Annotated in this window: 12 protein-coding genes; 2 read left to right on the forward strand and 10 right to left on the reverse strand. The window is 69.1% G+C overall.

The annotated features are described in order from the left end of the window. The first annotated feature begins 24 nt into the window (after positions 1 to 24). A complete protein-coding gene (locus LYSCAS_RS15375) occupies positions 25 to 507 on the forward strand; it encodes a peroxiredoxin (protein WP_213434920.1) in 483 nt (160 codons plus the stop codon). Here the strand turns inward: LYSCAS_RS15375 and pbpC are convergent. The 10 genes from pbpC to LYSCAS_RS15425 all read right to left on the reverse strand — a co-directional run bounded on the left by pbpC (position 504) and on the right by LYSCAS_RS15425 (position 21,354). After that, entirely contained in the window at positions 504 to 2,870 is a 2,367-nt protein-coding gene (pbpC, locus tag LYSCAS_RS15380; RefSeq protein ID WP_213434921.1) for a penicillin-binding protein 1C, read from the reverse strand. The two genes, LYSCAS_RS15375 and pbpC, sit on opposite strands and share 4 nt — an antisense overlap. Continuing rightward, positions 2,867 to 7,888, reverse strand: coding sequence for an alpha-2-macroglobulin family protein (locus tag LYSCAS_RS15385; RefSeq protein ID WP_213434922.1), 5,022 nt, complete (start codon positions 7,886 to 7,888; stop codon positions 2,867 to 2,869). Before LYSCAS_RS15385 ends, pbpC begins: the two co-directional genes overlap by 4 nt. Positions 7,889 to 8,020: 132 nt before the next feature. Then, a complete protein-coding gene (gene gyrA, locus LYSCAS_RS15390) occupies positions 8,021 to 10,651 on the reverse strand; it encodes a DNA gyrase subunit A (RefSeq protein ID WP_213434923.1) in 2,631 nt (876 codons plus the stop codon). A 189-nt stretch (positions 10,652 to 10,840) separates the two neighbouring features. Further along, positions 10,841 to 11,896, reverse strand: a complete 1,056-nt coding sequence (gene mtnA, locus LYSCAS_RS15395; protein ID WP_213434924.1) for an S-methyl-5-thioribose-1-phosphate isomerase — start codon at positions 11,894 to 11,896, stop codon at positions 10,841 to 10,843. An 18-nt stretch (positions 11,897 to 11,914) separates the two neighbouring features. Continuing rightward, positions 11,915 to 12,649 (reverse strand): DUF3011 domain-containing protein, encoded by a 735-nt coding sequence (locus LYSCAS_RS15400; protein ID WP_213434925.1) that lies wholly within the window; start codon positions 12,647 to 12,649, stop codon positions 11,915 to 11,917. An 80-nt stretch (positions 12,650 to 12,729) separates the two neighbouring features. Further along, positions 12,730 to 13,695: an EF-P lysine aminoacylase EpmA gene (gene epmA / locus LYSCAS_RS15405; protein ID WP_213434926.1), complete on the reverse strand. Its 966-nt coding sequence runs from the start codon at positions 13,693 to 13,695 to the stop codon at positions 12,730 to 12,732. Continuing rightward, positions 13,692 to 15,785, reverse strand: coding sequence for an NAD-dependent DNA ligase LigA (gene ligA, locus LYSCAS_RS15410; protein ID WP_244858578.1), 2,094 nt, complete (start codon positions 15,783 to 15,785; stop codon positions 13,692 to 13,694). The genes epmA and ligA overlap by 4 nt, the downstream gene beginning before the upstream one ends. A 4-nt stretch (positions 15,786 to 15,789) precedes the next feature. Continuing rightward, on the reverse strand, positions 15,790 to 16,506 hold the full coding sequence (gene zipA / locus LYSCAS_RS15415; RefSeq protein WP_213434927.1) for a cell division protein ZipA: 717 nt from the start codon (positions 16,504 to 16,506) through the stop codon (positions 15,790 to 15,792). An 18-nt stretch (positions 16,507 to 16,524) separates the two neighbouring features. Then, the gene (gene smc, locus LYSCAS_RS15420; RefSeq protein ID WP_213434928.1) at positions 16,525 to 20,028 is read right to left on the reverse strand and encodes a chromosome segregation protein SMC; all 3,504 of its coding nucleotides are present in this window, start codon (positions 20,026 to 20,028) and stop codon (positions 16,525 to 16,527) included. Positions 20,029 to 20,190: 162 nt separating this feature from the next. Beyond that, a complete protein-coding gene (locus tag LYSCAS_RS15425; RefSeq protein ID WP_213434929.1) occupies positions 20,191 to 21,354 on the reverse strand; it encodes an ABC transporter ATP-binding protein in 1,164 nt (387 codons plus the stop codon). 100 nt (positions 21,355 to 21,454) lie between these two features. Between LYSCAS_RS15425 and LYSCAS_RS15430 the strand changes: the two genes are divergently transcribed. Beyond that, the gene (locus tag LYSCAS_RS15430; RefSeq protein ID WP_213434930.1) at positions 21,455 to 22,825 is read left to right on the forward strand and encodes a GH1 family beta-glucosidase; all 1,371 of its coding nucleotides are present in this window, start codon (positions 21,455 to 21,457) and stop codon (positions 22,823 to 22,825) included. Positions 22,826 to 22,894 lie beyond the last annotated feature (69 nt).

The following is a 22,894-nucleotide window of genomic DNA, read 5'->3' on the forward strand; positions in this document are numbered from 1 at the left end:
CCCCCCGTTTCGAGGATCGCGCCCATGACCATCCAGCCCGGCGACCGCCTGCCCGAGATCCCGCTGCAGCGCATCCGCGAAGGCGTGGAGACCGTCGACGTCCACACCCTGTTCGGCGGCAAGCAGGTCGTGCTGTTCGCGGTGCCCGGCGCGTTCACGCCGACGTGTTCGGAACGCCACCTGCCGGGCTTCGTCGAGAAGTTCGACGCGTTCCGCCAGCGCGGCGTCGAGGTGCTCTGCCTGTCGGTCAACGATCCGTTCGTGATGAAGGCCTGGGGCGAAAGCCAGCACGTGCCCGAAGGCCTGCAGATGCTCGCCGACGGCAACGGCGAGTTCACCCGCGCGCTCGGCCTGGAAATGGACGCCAGCGGTTACGGCATGGGCACGCGCGCGCGCCGCTTCGCGATGTTCGTCGACGACGGCGTGGTGAAGCAGTTGCATGTCGAAGCGCCGGGCGAGTTCCGCGTGTCGTCGGCCGAGTACGTGCTCGACAACCTGCCCGCCTAACGCAGCACCGAAAACCCGATCGACGCCCACGCGCCCGTTTCGGCGAGCGCGGTGAGCGTGTGTGCGCCGGCCTGCGCCAGGTCGAAGTCGATCGATGCGGTGCCGCTGGATTCGGCGAGCAATCGGCCGTCGAGCAACCAGCGGATGCGCGCTTCGCTGCCGAGCGCGCGCACCGACAACTTCAGCGGCGTCGTGCGGTTGGGCGGGCGCGCGAGCGTGGCGCGATCGACGATGCCTTCGATGCGCAACGACTCCATCGCGTCGCGACCGTCGGGCACGCAGTCCGGTGCGCGCGCGGGGAGTTGCGCGGCGCTGCGCAGGTCCGCGGGCAACCAGGGCGCCGCGAGTGCGGGCCAGCGCGCGACGGCTTCGCTGCGGCGTTCGTGCGCTGCGCTGCATTCGGCGGTGAGGCGCAGTCCGCTGCGCGCATCCACGTCGAAGCGTTCGCGGCCCGCGCTCCACAGGCGCGCATCGCGTTCGGGGAACGTCGGCGGCACCACCCCATCGAGCACCCATGCATTCTTGTGCTTGCGGCACAACTGCGGCGCATCGGGATCGGGCGCGATACCCAGCGGCCAGCACACGTCGACCTGCGCGACGTTCGCCGGCGGCGGGCGCGGCATCGTGTCGCCGGGCGTGGTCGGCAGGCTGTCGATGGTTTCGAACAACAACGGCAGCGCTGTCATCGCACCGTACTGCCCGGGCATCGGCGTGCCGTCCGGGCGGCCCACCCACACGCCGACCGTGTAGCGCCGCGTGCTGCCGAGCGCCCATGCGTCGCGATACCCGTAACTCGTGCCGGTCTTCCACGCCACGCGCATGCGCGAGCCGTTGGCGAACGTGTCGGCCGCGGTGCCGGGACGTGGATGGTCTTCGAGGATCTGGCGCACGATCCACGCGGCGCCGGGCGACAACAGGCGGCGATCCACGCGCGGCGCATCCGCGCGATAGCGCACGCGGCCGGCGATGCCGTCGCGATTGAGTGCGGCGTAGGCGCCGACCAGATCTTCCAGTCGCGCGCCCGTGCCGCCGAGGATCATCGAGAGGTTCGGCTTCGCACCATCGGGCCATTTCAATGCTATGCCAGCGTTTTCGAGGCGCGCGGCGAACCGCGATGGGCCGACGCGATCCAGCAGGTCCACCGCGGGCACGTTGAGCGAGAGGCGCAAGGCTTCCGATGCACTCACCGGCCCGTTGAACGCCATGTCGAAGTTGCCCGGCCGGTAATCGCCGAACGATTGCGGCGCATCGATGAGCAGGCTTTCGGAATGGATCAGGCCGTCGTCGATCGCCAGGCCGTACAGGAACGGCTTGAGCGTCGACCCCGGCGAACGCCACGCCTTCACCATGTCGACGTGGCCCAGGCGCGCGGCGTCGCCGAAGGTCACCGAGCCGACGTACGCGCGTGCTTCCAGGCTCGCGTTGTCGACGACCAGCAACGCAGCCGACGTGCGTTCCGGCAAATCGGAGAAGTAGCGCGCGACGCGATCCTCGAGCATGCGTTGCAGGTCGCCGTCGAGCGTGGAGCGCAGGCGCGCCGCGTTCGGGGATTCCGCGCGCAAGCGTTGCGCGAGCAACGCCGCATGCACCGGTGGTTCCAGCGAACGCGCGACCACGGGTTCCATGCGCGCATCGCGCACGTCTTCCGCGGACCACGTGCCCGACGACGCCATCCGCGCCAACACCTTGTCGCGCGCGATGCGTGCGCGTTCGGGTTCGCGATCCGGCCGCAGGCGACTCGGCGATTGTGGCAACACCGTGAGCAACGCGGCTTCCGCATGCGACAACTGCGAGGCGGGCTTGCCGAGGTACGCCCAGCTCGCCGCCTGCACGCCCTGCACGGTGCCGCCGAACGGCGCGCGATCCAGGTACAGCGTGAGGATCTCGCGCTTCGACAGATGCGCTTCCAGCTGCAACGCGCGCCCCATCTGCCGCAGCTTCGCCCACGGCGAACGCGTGCGGCCATTCGCCGGCGGTTCGAGGATGCGCGCGACCTGCATCGTCAGCGTCGACCCGCCCGACACCACGCGCCCATGCCGCGCCCATTGCCAGCCCGCGCGCGCGAGCGCGAACGGATTGATGCCAGCGTGCTTCCAGAACCAGCGGTCTTCGTACGTGGTGAGCGCCTGCAGGTACATCGGCGAGACGCCTTCGAGCGTCGTCGGATCGCGCCACACGCCATCGCGGTCGGCGAAGGCGCGCAGCGGGGTACCGTCGCGCGCGAGCACGACGGCGCCTTCGCCGCGCGTATCCGGCAACGGCAACGGGAAGGCCAGGTCCAACCCCATCGCAGCGATCGCGAGCACCAGGCCCGCGAGCGCCACTTTCCAGGGCCAACGTCGCCCTTGGTGCGTCCTGTTCATGGCGCCGGTTTGGCCTGCCCCGGTTGCGTCACGGTGATGCTGGCGGGCTTGGCCGTGCCGATGGCACGGAGTTCCGGACGGTACATGTCCTCCACCAGCGTCGGCGGCACCGCGTACGTGCCCGGCGTCACCGCACGCACGAGGTAGAACAACCGCGCGGTGCCACGCGCCTGGAGCTTCAGCGCTGCGACGTAGCGATCGTCGCGGAACTCCTCGTGGCGCAGGTCGGACGCATCGTCGCGATCGGCGATCTCGATGCCGTCGATCACCACGTCGGCCCACTGCTTCGCATCGCCCAGGTTGAAGTTCTCCACTTCCAGGCCCGCGGGCAGCAGTTCGGTGACCAGTGCGTCGGGCATCGTCTGCTCGCTCTTGATCGCGAGTTCGACGATCAGCGTGTCGCCTTCCTCCAACGATCCGCCTTCCCACGCCTTGCCGTCCGGCGTGTAGTACGTGCGCTCCACGTTGGCCACCGACTTCAGCGGCGCGGGCGCTTCCTTCGGGATGCCGGCGACTTCATAGCTCACGTAGTACGGCGGCGCGGAGGTCGGTTCGAAGCGCAGCCCCTTGCCCAGGGCATCGACATCGACGACGCGCGCCGTGAGCGGGACGTTCGCAACCTCGACACTGTCGCCCCCGACCACCCACTTGCCCGCGATCGCCTTGCCGCCCTTCCCCGTGACCAGCGCCTTGCCCATGCGCGCGATGGCGACCTGCTCCTGCGTGCTCAGCCAGAACCAGGTTTCCTTGCGGCGCGCATCGAGTTCACGACCGAGCGCGATCGCGCGCGCGTCGTACGCCGGTTGCGCCATGCCGCGTTCGTGCACCAGCGCGAGCATCAACGCATCGTCGCGCAGGCGGCTGCCGTAGTCGCCGAGGTACAGCGGACGCTGCGTCTCGTCGCGCGCGAAGCCTTCCGCGATCGCCTTCGCGCCGCGCTGCTTGTCGCCCTGCAACGCCAGCGCGAGGCCGAGGTGCACCAGGGGCAAGCCCGTCAGGCTGTTCTTGCGGTCGTTCGCATACAACGCGCGCAGCGTGCCGAGCGGCGCGCGGTTCACGCGGGCGAGCACGTAGCCCGCATGCGCCTGGTACGCGAACTTGAGGTGCGCCTTGTAGTCGTAGCCGTAGAACGGCGTGCCGCCCGCCAGCAAATCTTCGTTGAGCGCCTTCAGGGCCTTCTGCAACATCGCATCGGGCACCGCGAAGCCCGCGTCGCGCGCATCCAGCAGGAACTCGGTGATGTACGGCGTCAGGCCCGGGTTCACCGCATCGCCGTCGCCCCACATCGAGAAGTGACCGTTGGCCACCTGCATCGCGGCCAGGCGCGCGAACGCACCGGACATGCGCGCGTTGCGTTCCTTGTCCGACATCGGCGTGACGCCGAGCATTCGCGCCGTCGACGCATCGAGCACCAGCGCCGCATAGCCCTTGCTGGTGGTCTGCTCCGCGCAGCCGTAGGGATAACGCAACACGTCTTCCAGCGCCGCGGCGAACGGCACCGGCGGCAACGCGCTCACGACGACGCGGGCGCGCGCGGAGTCCGGCACGAGGCCGGCGAACAGCGCAGGGTCCAGCGTGATCGCGCCCGGCGCATTGCGCGTCTCGGCACGCGTGCGCATCACCTGCGCCCACGCCGGGCGGACCGGCAGGTCGTACTTGCGATCGACGTGGAAGCCGTTGCCGTCCACGCGCACGCGGACCTTCGCGACTTCGAAGCCGGACCGCGCCTGCAACGGAAACGTGTAGGTCACCTTGCCGTCGGGTGCGAGCTTCGCGGTGCGCGTGCCTTCGCCGATCGTGAGCGGGCCGATGCCGTCGACCTGCACCTTGAACGCGCCCGCCTTGCCGGTGAAGTTCTGCACGTCGAGCGTCACGTGGCTGCGGTCGCCGGGCGCGAGCACGCGCGGCAGGCTCGCTTCGGCGAGCACCGGCGCACGCACCACCGTTTCATTCGCCTTGCTGCCGTAACGGCCGCCGGACCACACCAGCGCGGACACGCGCAGCGTGCCGTTGAAGTCCGGCACGTCCAGCGGGATGCGCGCGTTGCCCTTCGCATCCAGGCGCACGGGGCCGGCGAACAGGTCCACCGTCTGCACGTGCGCGGTCGGGCGCCGTGCCTGCGGCAACGCGAGCGGCGCCATGTCGCCGCCGAAGCGGATCTTGGCGGTGCCGCCTTCGAAGCTTTCGATCACGCGGCCATACAGGTCGTACGCATCCACGCCGAGGCGCCGCTGCGCGAAGAAATGCGCCGAGGCATCCGGCACCGGGAAGCGCGTGATGTTGAGGATGCCGACGTCCACCGCCGACACCGACACGTAGGCTTCCTGGCCCGCGAGCTGCGGCACGCTGACGAACGCGGACAGCGTCTTTTCCGGCCGCATCGATTTCGGCACGGCGATGCCGACGCCGAGCGTGCGATCGCGGCGATCCATCGGCACGTGCGCGATGCCGACCGCGCGCGCCGGCGTGATCTTGCTCGTCGCACTGCCGCCGCGGAACACGAGCGCGGTGACATACACGTCGTGGCGCTCCCATTCCTTCGTCACCGGGATCTCGAACGTGCTGCCGCCCTTGGCGACGTCGATCTCCTGCACGAACAGCATGTGGTCGCTCTCGACCATCAGCAGGCCGCGGCCTTCGTGCGGCGGCGTGAGCGTGGCTTTCAGCGTGTCGCCGGCGCGGTAGCCGGTCTTGTCGAGCGCGAGCTTGACCTTGTCGGGGCGCGCATCCAGGCCGCGGTTCTCGTCGCCCCAGCTCCAGCCGGCGCGGAAGGGATAGCGCGTGGTGAGCTTGGTCGCGGGATCGAAGACTTCGAGGCGGTACTCGCCCCACTCCACCGGGAAGTCGACGCGCACCGGCGACGCGCCGAGGTCCAGCGTGCGCGTCTGCAGGGTTTCGTAGCGGCGGGAGAACTCGTAGTCCCAGCCGCCGTCGTCTTCCCAGCTCCAGTGGTAGTCGCGCCATTCGCGCACCAGCGTGACGCGCGCGCCCTGCACCGGGATGCGCTTGCCGTCGGCGTCGAACTTCGCGATCTCGAAGCCCGCGTTGGCGTTGGCGTCGCTGCCTTCCTTGTCGTCGAACAACGGGCGCACGCCAACCAGCGCATCCGCCGGCCACAGCACGCGCTTGACCGAGCGATTGACGCTGCGGCCACCGGATTCGAACAGGCTGCCGCTGACGATGGCCGCGATCGGCGACACCGGCTTGGCTTCCGCAGGCAACGCGATCGCCTGCTCGAACTTGCCGTTCGCATCCAACGTGACGTCGAGGACGTCCTTCGCTTCCTTCGGCAGCACCAGCGTGGCGTCGCCGAAGAACCAGCTCGGAAGCGATTCGACGGGATGCTGTTCCACCGCGACCGCGAGCTTCGCGGTGAAGCGGTTGCCGGCGGCCGGCGCGCCATAGAGATACGCGCCGTTGGCCTGCAGGCGCAGCGGTTCGCCCGGCGCCAGGCGCGCGGGCGCGTCGAGGTCGAGCTTCATGCGCTCGGGCAGGAATTCCTCCACGCGCAACGCCATGCCCTGCACCGCTTCCTTGCTGGCGGGATCGGTGCGGAATTCGACGCGCCACTTGCCGGTGGCGGCATCGGCGGGAATCACCTGCGCATGGCGCACGTAGCCTTGCGCGTCGGGTTGCAGCTTCGTTTCGAGCAGCGTGTTGCCGTCCGGCTGCACGTAGCGCACGAACACCGGTTGCGGGCCGGCCTTGCCCTTCTTCGCGAGCGGCTGGCCGTCCTGGTCGCGGAGCAGCGCGGAGATGCGCACGGTTTCGCCCGGGCGATACAGGTCGCGCCCGGACCAGGCGAACACGTCGAACCACGCTTGCTCGCGCCCGGCGACGGCGAACTCGGACAGGTCCAGCGCCGGCTGGTTGAACGGCAGCATCGACACGTCGTCGCCGCGTTGCGCGACGAGCACGTGGGTGGCGTCGAGCTTGTACGGCAGCAGCGCGTTGCCGTAGCGGTCGGTGGTGCCCTTCAGCACGGGCTCGCCCGCCGCGTTGAGCACGCGCAGCTCCACGTTCGACAGGCCCGCGCCGGTTTCCAGCGAGGCGGCGTGGACGAACAGCGTGTCCTTGTAGGCGCGCGTGTGCAGGCCGAGGTCGCTGACGGTGAAGAACGCGGTGTCGAATTCATCGCCGAACTGGCCGCTGCGCTTCATCACCGCGAAGTACAGGCCCGGCGACTGCAGTTCCTTGATGTCCTGCAACGGCAGGTAGGTCAGCACGCGTTCGTTCTTCTTGCCGCCGAGCACGAAGCGGTTGACGTACACAGGCTCGGACAACTTGGACAGCGGCGTGCGGCTGTGCTGCGCGCCGGTGTCGTCGTCCCACGAATACTCGCGTTCGAGGTCCCACGTGCCGCGGCGGCCGCCGCGCTGGAACTCGGCGAAGAAGCGCGGCAAGGCGTCGTCCTTGATGCGCAGGAATTCGACGTCGACTTCCGGCACGTTCACCGACACCACCGGCAAGCCGCGGCTGTCGCGCGCCGGCAACACGCTGCCCTGCGAGGCGAAACCGACCACGGGATCGAGCGGCCCGGTGTAGACCTGGCGGCGGACCTCCTGGCCCAGCGCATGGCCGTCGGCCGCAGTGAGGCCGGCCTCGATGGTCACGATGTAGTCGCGGCTGGCCTCGACGTGCGGGAAGCGCAGCACGCGCGCTTCGTCATCGCCCTTGTCGTCCAGCACCCAGCTGCCTTCGATCGGCTTGCCGTCCTTGTCCGTCACCGACAGCAGCGCATCGAAATCCTGCGCGCCCACCAGCGGGCGGCTGAATTCCAGCGCGAGCGCCAGGCGGTCGCCCTGCTGGTCCGGGAAGGCGGCGACCAGGCCGAAGCCCTGCACCTTGTCCTTCGTCGCGGCGATCTTCTCGCCGGCGACCTCCGGGCGTTGTCCGTGCGCGTCGGGTTTGCACCCCGCGAGGAAGGCCAATGCCAAGGCAGCGATCGCTGCCCAACCCACCACTTCCCTCACCGCCCCAGCCCCGACTCCAGTCGGACCCGCGACACGCGACAACATGGTCGTTCCCCTAGGTTGTATGTGGCCGCGGAAGTCCCGCTGCCTGGACGTCTCGTCGTCGCACTGCTTGCCGCATGCGACAACGCCGCCCGGAGGCGGCGTCGTCGGGTCCTTGGCGCGTGCGCCCCGAGATCACTCCGGAATACGCACCTCGCCACCCTCACCGGACACGCCATCGTCGCCCGTTTGGCCGACGTTTAGGGTGTCACTGTCCACCACGCCCGCCTCGTCGTCCAGCGACGCATCGACGCGTTCGACGGCCTGCAGGGTTTCGTCCGCCGCCAGGCGGATGAGTGTGACGCCCTGCGTGTTGCGGCCGACCTGCGAGATCTCCGCCGCACGGGTGCGCACCAGCGTGCCGCCGTCCGAGATCAGCAGCACCTCGTGGTGGTCGCTGAGCTGGATGGCGCCCACGAGCTTGCCGTTGCGCGCGGTGGTCTGCAGCGCGATGACGCCCTGCGTGCCGCGGCCCTTGCGCGGGTAGTCGGCGACCGGCGTGCGCTTGCCGAACCCGCGCTCGCTGGCGGTGAGGATGTCGCCGTCGCCTTCGACCACGATCAGGCTGCGCACCTGCTCGCCTTCGGCCAGGCGCATGCCGCGCACGCCGGTGGCGGTGCGGCCCATCGAGCGGACCTCGCCTTCGGCGAAGCGCACGGCCTTGCCGTTGGAGGCGAACAGCATCACGTCGCGATCGCCGTCGGTCAGCGCGACGCCGATCAGCGCGTCGCCGTCTTCCAGGTTGATCGCGATCTTGCCGCGCTGCAGCTTGAACGCGAACTCGGTAAGCGGCGTCTTCTTGACCGTGCCGTCGCGGGTGGCGAACAGCACGTAGCGGTCGTCGCGATACTCGCGCACCGGCAACACGGCCTGCACCTGCTCGCCCGGTTCCAGCGGGATCCAGTTGACGATCGGGCGGCCGCGGGCATTCGGGCCGGCGTCGGGCAACTGGTACACGGGCAGCCAGAACACGCGGCCGGCGCTGGTGAAGGTGAGCAGCGTGTCGTGCGTGTTCACCAGCCACAGCTGGTCGATGAAGTCTTCGTCCTTCGTCATCGCCGCGTTGCGGCCGCGGCCGCCGCGACGCTGCGCGCGGTACGCGCTGGCCGGCTGGCGCTTGGCGTAACCCGAATGCGACAGCGTGACCACCACGTCTTCCGGCGCGATGAGGTCGAGGATGTCGAGGTCTTCTTCGCTGGCGCGGATCTCGCTGCGGCGCGCATCGCCGAATTCTTCCTTGACGTTGCGCAGTTCCGTGCGGATGACGTCCATCAGCACGTCGGGGTTTTCCAGGATGCGGATCAGGCCCTGGATAGTCTCGAGCAGCTGCTTGTATTCGTCGGTGAGCTTGTCCTGCTCCAGGCCCGTGAGGCGGTGCAGGCGCATCTCGAGGATCTGCTGCGCCTGGATTTCCGTGAGCTGGTAGCCGTCGGTGAGCAGGCCCACGCCGTCGGGCAGGTCGTCAGGACGCGAGGCATCGGCGCCGGCGGCGGCGAGCAGCGCGCCGACCAGGCCCGGTTCCCAGCGACGGGCGAGCATGCGGTCCTTCGCTTCGACGGGATTGGCCGACGTCTTGATCAGCTCGATCATCTCGTCGATGTTGGCCAGCGCGACGGTGAGGCCTTCCAGCACGTGGGCGCGGGCGCGGGCCTTGCGCAGTTCGAAGATCGTGCGGCGCGTGACCACTTCGCGGCGGTGGCGCACGAACGCTTCGAGGATCTGCTTGAGGTTGAGCAGCTGCGGGCGGCCGTCGACCAGCGCCACCATGTTGATGGCGAACACCGACTCCATCTGCGTCTGCGCGTACAGGTTGTTGAGGACGACTTCCGCCGACTCGCCGCGCTTGACCTCGATGAAGATGCGCATGCCGTCCTTGTCGGACTCGTCGCGCAGCTCGCTGATGCCTTCCAGGCGCTTCTCTTTCACCAGCTCGGCGATCTTCTCGATCAGCCGCGCCTTGTTGACCATGTACGGGATCTCGGACACCGCGATGGCTTCGCGGCCCGTGTCCTCGTTGACTTCGATCTCGGCGCGCGCGCGCATGCGCACGCGACCGCGGCCGGTGCGGTAGGCGAGCTGGATGCCGGCGGTGCCGTTGATGATGCCCGCGGTCGGGAAGTCCGGGCCGGGGATGTGCTGCATCAGGCCGTCGACATCGATCGCCGGATCGTCGATCAGCGCGATCGTGGCGTCGACCACTTCGTTGAGGTTGTGCGGCGGCAGGTTGGTGGCCATGCCCACCGCGATGCCGGCCGAGCCGTTGATCAGCAGGTTGGGCACCCGCGTCGGCATGACCGTGGGTTCGAGTTCCTTCTCGTCGTAGTTGGGCTGGAAGTCGACGGTTTCCTTGTCGATGTCCGCCATCAGCTCGTGCGCCAGGCGCGACATGCGCGCCTCGGTGTAACGCATGGCCGCGGCGGAGTCGCCGTCGATCGAACCGAAGTTGCCCTGCCCGTCCACCAGCATGTAGCGCAGCGAGAACGGCTGCGCCATGCGCACCAGCGTGTCGTACACCGCGGTGTCGCCGTGCGGGTGGTATTTACCGATGACGTCGCCGACGATGCGCGCCGACTTGTAGTACGGCTTGTTGCTGTGCGCGCCGAGCTCGTGCATCGCGAACAGCACGCGGCGGTGGACCGGCTTCAGGCCATCCCGGACGTCCGGGAGCGCGCGCCCCACGATCACGCTCATGGCGTAATCGAGGTAGCTGCGGCGCATCTCGTCTTCGAGGTTGACCGGGATGATTTCCTTGGCGAGTTCTGCCATTCGGGTTCCGTGCTGGTGGCCGAGCGCCGGCTGCGGAAGGGACTTCCGCGAAGCGCTCGAAGGGTGGGTTGCAACGCGCGGGATTCTACCATGGAACAGGGTCGTGAAACCCTGTTTTTCCCGGCCAGAAACAATAGCTTACGGGTGCTTCATGCGGCCCCGCGCAATGCCGCGGGAAAGCCCCGTGGATCAGCCCCCGAACGCGGCCCGCATCGAGGCCGCATCGGGCCGGCGGATCACGCCCCGCTCGGTCACGATCGCGTCGATCAGGTCGTGCGGCGTGACGTCGAAAACGGGATTCCAGGCATCGATGCCTTCGGCCACGGTGCGGCTGCCGCCGACGCTGTGGAGTTCGGCCGCGTCGCGTTCCTCGATCTCGATGAGGTCGCCGCTCGCGGTGGCCATGTCGACCGTCGAGGACGGCGCGACCACCATGAACCCGACGCCGTGGTGGCGCGCGGCGATCGCCAGTTGATACGTGCCGATCTTGTTCGCGGTGTCGCCGTTGGCGCAGATGCGATCCGCGCCCACGACCACCCACTGCACCTTGCCGCCCTTCATCAGGTGCGAGGCGGCGGAGTCGGCGATCAGCGTGGCGTCGATGCCGTCCTGCTGCAGTTCCCACACCGTCAGGCGCGCGCCCTGCAGCCACGGGCGCGTCTCGCCCGCGAACACCTTGTCGATGCGGCCTTGCGCTACGCCCGCGCGGATCACGCCGAGCGCGGTGCCGAAACCCGCCGTTGCGAGCGAGCCGGTGTTGCAATGCGTGAGCACGCCGCTGCCCGGTTCGATCAGCGATGCGCCGAGCGCGCCCATGCGGCGGTTGGCGGCGAGGTCTTCGGTGTCGATGGCCGCGGCTTCGCGTTCGAGCGCGTCGCGCCAGTCGTGGCCCGCGCGTGCGAGCGCGGCGCGCATGCGCCCGAGCGCCCAGGCGAGGTTGACCGCGGTGGGACGCGCGGCGTTGAGGCGTTGCAGGGCGGGTTCGAGTTTCGCGGCGGCGTCGATGGCATCCGTGGCATCGATCGCGCGTTCGGCCAACACGACGCCCCATGCGGCGGCGATGCCGATGGCCGGCGCGCCGCGCACGGCGAGTGCGTGGATGGCGGACGCGACTTCGTCGCTCGTCGTGCAGGTGAGGTATTCGGTGGCGAAGGGCAGCTTGCGCTGGTCGAGGAGCTCGAGCGTATCGCCGGTCCAGCGGATCGGGCGGATGCGGTCGTAGCGGGCGTAATCGATGTCGTCCATGGCACGAAGTTTACGCCGTCACCAGACGGTGAACTCCGCGCGGCAACCGCGGCTCACCCACACGCCGCGCACGTCCCAGCCCCAGCTCTGGCCCTGCACGCACGGGGTCTTCGACAGTTGGCGCGTGAGTTGCGCGCCCTTCCACACGCCGACATCGCAGCGGCGTTCGCGGCCGCGGTCGGATTCGCACCGCAGCTTCTGCGGGCCCAGCGCTTCGGTGGGGGCGCCGACGCCGACCTGGAAGTCCGCGCGACAGCCCTGCGCCACCCAGATGCTGTTGCGATCGAAGCTCCACGTGCTGTGCCGGATGCACGGCGACCGCGACAACTGCCGCACCAGCTGCACGCCCGCCATCGTGGACGCGGGGCAGTGGCGACGACCGCCGCCGTTGGATTCGCACCGCACCATGATTGGACCGGTCGGCGCGGGGCCGCCCTCGCCCAGCGCGAAATCGGCGCGGCATCCGGCGTTGACCCAGATCCCGTTCGGACGGACGCCCCAGGACTTGCCTTCGACGCACGGGCTGCGCGACAGCTGTTTCGTCAGGCGCGCGCCACCGCGCGTATCGGCTTCGCAGGTGCGTTCGCGCCCGCGCGGCGATTCGCAGCGGATCGTGCCGCTGTCGTTGCCGGGATACGGCTCGGCGGCGCGGTACTGCTGTTCTTCGGCGGCCGGGGGATCCGTCGGCATTGCATCGACGGGCGCGATGCCCGTGGTGCAAGCAAGCAGGAAACCTGTGGCGAGCGGACGCATCGGTCTGTTCCTGCGGTTCGTGAGCGCACTTTCCGGGATCGCTGAATGCGCGGTCAAGTGCGACGTTGGGCCATGCCGCGTCACGCCCGCGCGAAATCGAACGCCAGCACGTCCGCGATCCGCCCGGTGCCCAGCATGGCCATGAGCAGGCGGTCGATGCCCAGCGCCACGCCCGCGCACGCGGGCAGGCCCGCCAGCGCGGCGAGGAGCGCTTCGTCCGGCGGGGGCGCGGGCTGGCCGCGCCCGGCGCGCACGGCGCGATCGCGTTCGAAGCGTTCGCGTTGCTCCACGGGGTCGCGCAGCTCGTGGTAGCCGTTGGCCACCTCAAGCGGGCCCAGGTACACCTCGAAGCGTTCGGCGACCGGCGGATCGCCGGGCCGGATGCGCGCCAGCGCGCATTGCGACGCCGGATAGTCGTGGACGATCAGCAACTGGTCGTCCGGGAACGCGGGTTGCAGGCGATGCGTGGCGAGCAGGTCGAGCCAGTCGTCGCGCACCAGGCCCGCGGGATCGATCGCGATGTCGCCGAGCGCGTTGCGCAATGCGTCATCGCTGGCGGTGAACGGATCGACGCGCAGGTGTTCGATGTACAGGTCGCGATACGCGGTTTCGACGACGCGCGCGTGGCGCCCGACCAACGCGAGCGCGTGTTGCACCAGGTCCGCCGTTTCGCGCGCGAGCCAGCGATGGTCGCGACCGACGCGGTACCACTCCAGCATCGTGAATTCGGGGTTGTGGCGCCCGCCCGCTTCGCCGTCGCGGAACACGCGACCCAGTTCGTAGCAATCGCCCACGCCTTCGGCGAGCAGGCGCTTGAGCGGATATTCCGGCGACGTGCGCAGCCAGCGCGTGCGCGGCGCGCCGTCGGTGCGGCCGGAGAAGTCGAGCGAGAACGAGGCGATGTTCGGATCGGTATTGCCCGCGCGCGACAGCACGGGCGTTTCGACTTCCAGCACGTTGCGCTTCGCGAAGAACGCACGCACCGCGGCGTTGAGTTGCGCCCGCAGGCGCAGCGCATCGGGATGCCGCGCGGCAGAGGCGATCATTTCGGGTCCGCGAGATACGCCAGCAGGCGCGCTTCGTCCCAGACGTCCACGCCGAGTTCTTGCGCCTTCGCCAGCTTGCTGCCGGCCGCTTCGCCGGCAACGACGAAGCTGGTCTTCTTCGACACGCTGCCGGACACCTTGGCGCCCAGCGCTTCGAGTTTCGCGCCCGCTTCGTCGCGCGACATCGCTTCCAGGCCACCGGTCAGCACCACCGTCTTGCCCGCGAGCGGACCATCGGCGCTGCGTTGCGGTGCGCCTTCCGGCCAGTGCACGCCGTTCTTCTGCAAGGCCGCGATGACTTCGCGGTTGTGCGGCTGCGCGAAGAAATGCGCGATGCGCGCGGCGACGACCGGGCCGATGTCCGGCACCTGGCGCAAGGTCTCTTCGTCGGCGGCCATCAGCGGATCGAGCGCGCCGAAGTGCCGCGCCAGCGTGCGCGCCGTGCTTTCGCCCACGTCGCGGATGCCGAGCGCGAACAACACGCGTTCGAGCGTGGTGGTGCGGCTGGCGTCGATCGCAGCGACGAGGTTCTCCGCCCACTTGGTGGCGACCTTGCCGGCCTTCACCGTTTCGGGGACGGCGTCGGCGAGGGCGTCGGCCTGCTGCTTCATCTGCACGAACGCATCGACGTCCAGCGTGTACAGGTCCGCCACCGTCCGCACCATGTCGAACTCGACCAGTGCCGTGATGAAGCGTTCACCCAGCCCGTCGATGTCCATCGCGCGACGCGAGGCGAAATGGAACAGCGCCTGCACGCGCTGCGCCGGGCAGAACAGGCCGCCGGTGCAGCGTGCGACGACCTCGCCCTCTTCGCGCTCGACCGCCGAGCCGCACACGGGGCACGCGGTGGGCAGTTCGTAGGCGGCGTGTTTCGGATGTCCCTTCGCATCGACCGGGCGCTTGTCCTCGATCACGCGCACCACCTCCGGGATCACGTCGCCCGCGCGGCGGATGATCACGGTGTCGCCCACGCGCACGTCGAGGCGCGCGATCTGGTCGGCGTTGTGCAGCGTCGCGCGCGTGACGGTCACGCCGCCCACCTGCACCGGCGCCATCAGCACCCACGGCGTCACCGCGCCCGTGCGGCCCACGTTGACTTCGATCGACTCGACCGTCGTCGCCTGTTCCTGCGCCGGGTACTTGTGCGCGATGGCCCAGCGCGGCGCGCGCGAGACGAAGCCCATCGCGCGTTGCTGGTCGTAGCGATCGAGCTTGTAGACCACGCCGTCGATGTCGTACGGCAGCGCGTTGCGCTTGTCGCCGATGCGGCGGTAATACGCCAGCAGGCCCGCGGCGCCGCGTGCGGTGTCGACTTCGGCGCTGACGGGCAATCCGAGTTCGCGCAACCACGCGAGCGTCTGCGAATGCGCGGGCGGCAGCGTCGCACCGTCCACTTCGCCGAGCGCGTAGGCGTAGAACGCCAGCGGTCGCTGCGCGGTGATGCGCGGATCGAGCTGGCGCAGCGAACCGGCTGCGCCGTTGCGCGGATTGGCCAGCGTCTTCTCGCCGTGTTCCAGCGCCCAGGCGTTGTACTTTTCGAAGGCGGCCTTGGGCATGAAGACTTCGCCGCGCACTTCCAGCACCGGCGGCGCCTTGCCGCGCAGCTTGAGCGGCACGCTGCGCACGGTGCGCAGGTTGGCGGTGACGTCTTCGCCCGTGGCACCGTCGCCGCGCGTGGCGCCGCGCACGAACACACCGTGTTCGTAGCGCAGGCTGATCGCCAGGCCATCGAGCTTGGGTTCGACGGAGAACGCGGGATCGGCGTCGCCGGTTTCCTTGACGATGCGCGCGACGAATTCTTCGACCTCGCCGTCTTCGAACGCATTGGCGAGCGACAGCATCGGCACCGCGTGCTTCACCTCGGCGAACTTGCCCGACGGCGCATTGCCCACGCGCGCGGTGGGCGAACTGGCATCGGCGAGTTCCGGGTGGTCCTGCTCCAGCGCTTCGAGTTCGCGCAGCAGCTTGTCGTAGTCGGCGTCCGTCAGCTGCGGATCGTCGAGGACGTAGTAGCGGTAGTTGGCGTCGTCGAGCAGGCGGCGCAGTTCGTCGACGCGGGTGGCGACGGGACCGGGGGCTTTGGTCGCCACGGATTTACCAGCGCGCGGGTTTGGTCAGCGGGGGCGCTTCGTGCTGGCGGTCGTACGCGCGCAGTTCGTCGCGGATGTGCGCGACGCGCTGGCGGCCGAGCGCGTTGCGCGATTCGTCGAGCACCACGCCGTCGAGCAGCTCGGCCATGCGCTGCGCGGTGGGCAGCATCTTTTCCCAGGCATCCAGCGCGGTCATCGGCGCGGGCAGCGTGAGGAAGAACGCGATGGCGGGCGTTTCCAGTTCCTGGATGGTGGCCATGTCGAAGCTGCCCGGCTTCTTGATGCTGGCGACCGAGAACACGGGGCCGCGTTCCGGGTGGCCTTCGACCAGGCGATGGAAGATCTGCATGTGGCCGTAGGTGAGGCCGGCCTTCTCGGCGGCGACCACGATGTCGCTGCCGCGCAGCACGTTGCCCGCGCGCGCGGCGACGTACAGCGTGACGATCTTTTCGAACGAGGCGTCGTCGCGGCGGCCGAGGTCGTTGGACGGCGCATCGCTGGCCAGGTCGAACTCGGATTGCGTGGTGCCCTCGCCCGCGAGCTCCTGTTCCAGCTGCGCGCCGAGCGTGGGCTCGATGCGTTCGCCGGGTTCGGCGCGCGCGACCGGATCGGCGACGCGACGGCCCTGCCCCGGCTTGCGCGGGCGGCCGAAGAAATAGATCGCGGCGAGCAGCAGCACGCCCGCAATCGCAATGCCAACGCGCAGCACGGTCGAATCCATCGCTTCGCTCCTTCGTTCTTAAGCGGCGCCCGCCAGGCGCGCGGCTTCGGCGAGGTCGACGGAGACCAGGCGGCTCACGCCCGGTTCGCGCATCGTCACGCCCGACAGCTGCTGCGCGGCTTCCATCGTCGCCTTGTTGTGGGTCACGAACAGGAACTGTACCTGCTCGCTCATCTCGCTGACCATCGCGGTGAAGCGCCCGACGTTGGCTTCGTCGAGCGGCGCGTCCACCTCGTCCAGCAGGCAGAACGGGGCCGGGTTGAGGCGGAAGATCGCGAACACCAGCGCCACCGCGGTCATCGCCTTCTCGCCGCCGGAGAGCAGCGAGATGTTCGACACGCGCTTGCCGGGCGGGCGCGCCATGATCGCCACGCCGGTGTCGAGCAGGTCTTCGCCGGTGAGTTCCAGGTACGCATGCCCGCCGCCGAACAGGCGCGGATACAGCTCCTGCACGCCGGAATTCACGCGGTCGAACGTGTCCTTGAAACGGCCGCGCGTTTCGCGGTCGATCTTGCGGATCGCGTCTTCCAGCGTGTCGAGCGCGGTGGTGAGGTCGGCGTCCTGCGCGTCGAGGTATTCCTTGCGCTGCGCGGCTTCGGCGTGTTCCTGGATCGCGGCGAGGTTGACCGGTTCCAGGCGGCGCAGCTTGGCGTCGAAATCGGTGACGGCCTTTTCCCACAGCGCCACGTCGGCGTCGGGGGTGAGCGTGGCGATCACCTCGTCGAGCACGAAGCCGGCTTCGATCACGGCCGCCGACAACTGGTCGGCCTTGATCACCAGCGCCTGCTGGTCGAGCTTGCGCTGCGAGATCTTCTCGCGCTGCGAGATGGCCTGTTCGTCGCGCTGGTGGCGCGTCTGTTCGTAGCCGCGCAGTTCGCCGTCGATGCCTTCCAGCGTCGAGCGCGCTTCGGACAAGGCCTTTTCGGTGCGCACGCGTTCTTCGAGCGCGGACTGGCGTTCGGCTTCCAGCGCGCTGACCGGGGCGTCGCCGTCGGTGAGCTGCGAGGCGACTTCGCCGAGGCGCGATTCGAGCTGGCCGCGCTGGCCGCCCATGCGTTCCAGCGATTGCGCGAGCGCGACGATCTGCGCACGTTGCGATTCCACCGTGAGCGCGAGCGCATGCGCGGTGTCGCGCGATTCGCGGGCGGCGTTGCGGGCGGCGTCGCGGGCTTCGACGAACCGGCGGCGGTCGGCGTCGAGCGCCTGGCGGGCCTGTTCGAGTTCGGCCATGCGGCCGACGGCATCTTCCTGCTTGCCGCGCGCTTCGCGGGCCTGTTCGCGGCTGGCGTCGAGCGTGGCGACGAGTTGTTCGAGGTCGGCGTCGATGCGCGCGATGCGGGCCTTCGCCGATTCCAGCTTGCCCTGCTGGCTCTGCAACTGGCCGGCGAGTTCGGACACGCCGCGGTGCGCGAGGTACAACGCGCGCTGTGCGTCTTCGCGCTGCTGTTCGGCGGCGAGGGCCTGGTCGCGCAGGCGCGTGAGCGTGTCGTTGAGGACCTGCTCGCGCTGCTGCAGCGATTCGATCTCCGCGCGCAGCGCCTGGATTTCCTTCTCGCGCAGCAACGCGCCCTGCTTGGCCGCGCCGGAACGCACCACGCGCACCCAGCCGGCGCCGAGGCGTTCGCCCGCGCGCGTGATCACCGATTCGCCATCGCCCAGGCCCGGCAGCAAAGCGCGCGCTTCGGCGAGCGTATCGGCACCGTGCAACTTGGCGAGGATGCGGCGGATCGCGGCGGGGCCACGGACCTTCGCGGCGAGCGACGTCGGTGCGACGGTGAAGTCTTCGTTGGTCGGGTCGACCAGGGTCAATCGGCCTTCGCCGAGATCGCCGAGCGCATCGACCAGCGCTTCCGGCGCTTCGACCAGCACGCCTTCGATCAACTGGCCGAGCGCGCCTTCAACGGCGTTTTCCCAGCCCGATTCGACTTGCAGCGTTTCGCCCACGCGGGCGGCGCTGTCGAGGCCGCGCGCTTTCAGCCACGCGGTGGCGGCGCCCTGTTCCTGGCCGAGCGCGGCGTGCTGCAGCGCTTCGAGCGAGGACAGGCGACCGCGCGAAGCCTGTGCGTTCTTGCGCACGTCGGCGATTTCGGTCTGCGCCGCGCGCTGCTGGTCCTGCAACGCGGTGACGCCGGCCTTGCGTTCTTCGACCTGCGCGGTGAGGCCTTCGAGCGAGGCCTTCTGCGCGTCGTGCTGCGACTGCACGCCGGCGAAGGCTTCGGACAACGCGGACAGGTCCAGGCCCGTGCGCTCGGCCGTGAGCTGTTCGCGGCGGCGATCGGCGTCGAGCGTCTGGCGGTCGAGGTGTTCGATGCGCGTGCGTTCGACGTCGCCGGCGCGCGCGGCTTCGGACGACGCCTTGGTGTGCGCGTCCCAGCGCTGCTGCCAGTCGGCCAGCGCGGCTTCGGCATCGCGCAGGGCGTCCTGGCGCGTGGTGTCGTCGGTGCGCAGGCGCTCGAGTTCGGGTTCGGCGGTGGCGATGGCGTCGCGCAGCGAGGCCAGGCGCGCTTCGTCGCCGCTGATGTGCGAGCCCAGTTCGGCCAGCGCGGTCTGTGCTTCGTCGCGCGCCTTGTGCAGGCGCTGCGCCATTTCGCGCTGGTGCGCGATCTGCTGTTCGATGCGGGCCAGCGTGCCGCCCACCTGGTAGACCTGCGCCTGCGCCTTGTTCAGCGCTTCGCTCGCTTCTTCGCGGCGGACGCGGTCGGTCTCGATGTTCTTCTCGGCCTCACGCTGCTCGGCGATCAGCTGCTGCAGGCGGGTTTCCTCGTGGTCCAGCTTTTCCTTCAGCGACTGCACGCGCGCGTCGAGGCCGCGGTATTCCAGCGCCTTCCACTCGGCGTCCTTGATGCGGCGCTCGGCCTGGATCGACTGGTACTGCTCGGCCTGGCGCGCCTGGCGGCGCAGGTGTTCGAGCTGCTTGCCGACTTCTTCGCGCAGGTCGTTGAGGCGGTCGAGGTTTTCGCGCGTGTGGCGGATGCGCGTTTCGGTTTCCTTGCGGCGTTCCTTGTACTTGGAGATGCCGGCGGCTTCCTCCAGGTACACGCGCAGGTCTTCGGGACGCGCTTCGATGATCTGGCTGATCATCCCCTGCTCGATGATCGAGTAGCTGCGCGGGCCGAGGCCGGTGCCGAGGAAGAGGTCCGTAATGTCGCGGCGGCGGCACTTGGTCCCGTTGAGCGAATAGGTGCTCACGCCGTCGCGGCTGACGGTGCGCTTGACCGAGATTTCGTTGAACGCGGCGTACTCGCCGGTGATCGTGTGGTCGCTGTTGTCGAAGATCAGCTCCACCGTGGCCTGCGACACGGGCTTGCGCGCGCTGCTGCCGGAGAAGATCACGTCGGTGAGCGAATCACCGCGCAAGCGGCTCGCGGAGCTTTCGCCCATGACCCAGCGCACGGCGTCGATGATGTTCGACTTGCCGCACCCGTTCGGGCCCACCACGCCGGTCATGTTGGTCGGCAGGTGGAGCGTGGTCGGATCGACGAAGGATTTGAAACCGGAGAGCTTGATCGTGGACAGGCGCATGCGACGGTCGTTCGGCCCCTGCGATGCGGCCGGGGCTCGCAACGCGTGTATGAGAAATTGGCTTTGAAATCGCCGACAAGTCGTTGATTCGACAAGCGACGGTCGGCAAGGTGAAAGCCACCGCACGCGAGTATAGACAACTCGTCTTCGCCATAGGCGAAGTCACGAATTTCCCTCCCCGCCCCGCGGGGAGGGCAAGGGTGGGGACGCCCCGATCGCTGCGAACCCACCTAGGCCGGCAACCGCTCCCCCCGACCCCGCATCGAACGCATGCCACTGCCCCGCCGCCAGGGCCAGCGGCATCGCGCTTCCCACGCTCGGCGCGGCATGCGGCGCCACGCGCGCCACCAGCGCCTGCGCGCCGAGCCGCAGGTTCACCAGCGTCTCGTTGCCCAGCGCCTCGACCATCTCGACCACGGGCGAGACCCCGCCCGCCGGCGCCGGCACCAGGTGTTCCGGCCGCACGCCGATCGCGATGTCGCGGTCGATCCAGGCCTCCGGCACCGCGCCCTCGCCCAGCGGCACGCGCACGCCTTCGCCCATGTCCAGCGACAGGCCGTCGGCCCGCACCACGCGCCCGCGCAGCACGTTCATCGCGGGGCTGCCGAGGAACGTCGCGACGAACAGGTTCGCCGGCCGCTCGTAGAGCGCCATCGGTGTATCGATCTGCTGCACGTGGCCATCCTTCAGCACCACGATGCGCTGGCCCAGCGTCATGGCTTCGACCTGGTCGTGGGTGACGTAGACCATCGTCGCGCCCAGCTGCCGGTGCAGCCGCGCGATCTCCACGCGCATGCCGGTGCGCAGCTTGGCGTCGAGGTTGGACAGGGGTTCGTCGAGCAGGAACACCTGCGGATCGCGCACCAGCGCCCGCCCGAGCGCGACGCGCTGGCGCTGGCCGCCGGACAGGGCGCCGGGCTTGCGCGCCAGCAGCGCGTCGAGTTCCAGCGTCTTCGCGGCCTCGCCGACGCGGCGCGCGATTTCGTCCTTCGACGCACCGCGCAGCTTCAACCCGAACCCGAGGTTCCCCGCGACGTCCATGTGCGGGTACAGCGCGTAGTTCTGGAAGACCATCGCGATGTCGCGATCCTTCGGCGCCACGTCGTTGACCACGCGGTCGCCGATGCGCAGCGTGCCGGAGGTGATCGATTCCAGGCCCGCGATCATCCGCAGGAGCGTGGACTTGCCGCAGCCGGAGGGTCCGACGAGGACCAGCAGTTCGCCGTCGGCGACATCGAAGGTGGCGCCCGCGACCGCGACGTGGGGCTGGGTGCCCTTCGCCGCGGGGTAGACCTTCCGGACCTGCTCGAGCGAGACCTGGGCCATCCGCGTCCTTCTGGTGTGCGTCGCTGTGCATTGGACGCGACGTGGGGCTATCCTGCCATGTAACCGTTTACACGACCATGCCGGCAGGAGGCCGTCCACGATGCCCACGTCGCAATCGCCTTTCGTGTTCCCCGAGGGCTTCCTCTGGGGCGCCGCCACCGCCGCGCACCAGATCGAGGGCTCCCCGCTCGCCGACGGCGCCGGTCCCAGCATCTGGACGCGCTTCGCGCACACGCCGGGGATGACCGTCAACGGCGACACCGGCGACGTGGCCTGCGACCACTACCACCGCTGGAAATCCGACGTGGCGCTGATGAAGTCGCTGGGCCTGAAGGCCTACCGCTTCAGCGTGTCGTGGTCGCGCATCCTGCCCGAGGGCACGGGGCGCGTGAACCAGGCCGGCGTGGATTTCTATTCGCGCCTGGTCGACGAACTGCTGGCCAACGACATCGAGCCGCTGCTCACGCTGTACCACTGGGACCTGCCGGCGGCGCTGGACGACCGCGGCGGCTGGTTGAACCGCGACATCGCCGACTGGTTCGCCGAATACGGCAGCGTGCTGTATCGCGCGCTCGACGGGCGGGTGAAGAAGTGGGTCACCCTCAACGAACCGTGGGTCGTCACCGACGGCGGTTACCTGCATGGCGCGCTCGCGCCGGGCCACAAGAGCAAGTACGAGACGCCGATCGCCACGCACAACCTGATGCGCGCGCATGGCGCGGCGGTGAAGGCGTACCGCGAGATCGGCAAGCACGAGATCGGGCTGGTGGTGAACATCGAGCCGAAGTATCCGGCCAGCGATTCGCCGGAAGACGCGGCGGCGGTGAAGCGGGCGCATGCGTACATGAACGAGCAGTACCTGGATGCGGCGTTGCTGGGCCGCTATCCGCCGGAACTGAAGAACGAGATCTTCGGCGATGCGTGGCCGGAGTGGGCCGATGCGGATTACGCGCTCATCAAGCAGAAGCTGGATTTCATCGGCATCAATTACTACACGCGCAGCGTGACGCAGGCCAACGACAGTTATCCGCTGAAGGCGGGCGCGGTGCGGCAGCCGTTGGGCACTTATACGGAGACCGGCTGGGAGGTGTTTCCGCAGGGGCTGATCGATTTGCTGGTGTGGTCGAAGGATCGCTACGGCAACGTTCCGACGTACATCACGGAGAACGGGGCGGCGTTCTTCGATCCGCCGGTCGCCGAGGGTGGACGCATCCGGGATCCGTTGCGGATGGATTACCTGCAGAAGCATCTGAAGGCGATCCGGTCTGCGATCGACCAGGGGTGCGATATCCGGGGGTACATGGTGTGGTCGTTGCTCGACAACCTGGAGTGGTCGCTGGGGTATTCGAAGCGCTTCGGGATCGTGCATGTGAACTACGGGACGCAGGAGCGGACGCCCAAGGACAGTGCGAAGTACTACTCGCGCGTGATTGCGACGCATGGGGAGAGCCTGGGCGACGCGTTGCCTTGAGGTTTTCGTCGCTGCGGAAGCAGGGATCCTGCTTTTGCTGTCATCCCCGCGAACGCGGGGATCCATGGG

It is taken from the genome of Noviluteimonas caseinilytica (genome assembly GCF_018406605.1).
GTDB lineage: Bacteria > Pseudomonadota > Gammaproteobacteria > Xanthomonadales > Xanthomonadaceae > Noviluteimonas > Noviluteimonas caseinilytica.

Bases quoted from the DNA above. Each gene is read 5' to 3' on its own strand.
- LYSCAS_RS15375 (WP_213434920.1), top strand. From the start codon at position 25: ATGACCATCCAGCCCGGCGACCGCCTGCCCGAGATCCCGCTGCAGCGC.
- pbpC (WP_213434921.1), bottom strand. From the start codon at position 2,870: ATGAACAGGACGCACCAAGGGCGACGTTGGCCCTGGAAAGTGGCGCTC.
- LYSCAS_RS15385 (WP_213434922.1), bottom strand. From the start codon at position 7,888: ATGTTGTCGCGTGTCGCGGGTCCGACTGGAGTCGGGGCTGGGGCGGTG.
- gyrA (WP_213434923.1), bottom strand. From the start codon at position 10,651: ATGGCAGAACTCGCCAAGGAAATCATCCCGGTCAACCTCGAAGACGAG.
- mtnA (WP_213434924.1), bottom strand. From the start codon at position 11,896: ATGGACGACATCGATTACGCCCGCTACGACCGCATCCGCCCGATCCGC.
- LYSCAS_RS15400 (WP_213434925.1), bottom strand. From the start codon at position 12,649: ATGCGTCCGCTCGCCACAGGTTTCCTGCTTGCTTGCACCACGGGCATC.
- epmA (WP_213434926.1), bottom strand. From the start codon at position 13,695: ATGATCGCCTCTGCCGCGCGGCATCCCGATGCGCTGCGCCTGCGGGCG.
- zipA (WP_213434927.1), bottom strand. From the start codon at position 16,506: ATGGATTCGACCGTGCTGCGCGTTGGCATTGCGATTGCGGGCGTGCTG.
- smc (WP_213434928.1), bottom strand. From the start codon at position 20,028: ATGCGCCTGTCCACGATCAAGCTCTCCGGTTTCAAATCCTTCGTCGAT.
- LYSCAS_RS15425 (WP_213434929.1), bottom strand. From the start codon at position 21,354: ATGGCCCAGGTCTCGCTCGAGCAGGTCCGGAAGGTCTACCCCGCGGCG.
- LYSCAS_RS15430 (WP_213434930.1), top strand. From the start codon at position 21,455: ATGCCCACGTCGCAATCGCCTTTCGTGTTCCCCGAGGGCTTCCTCTGG.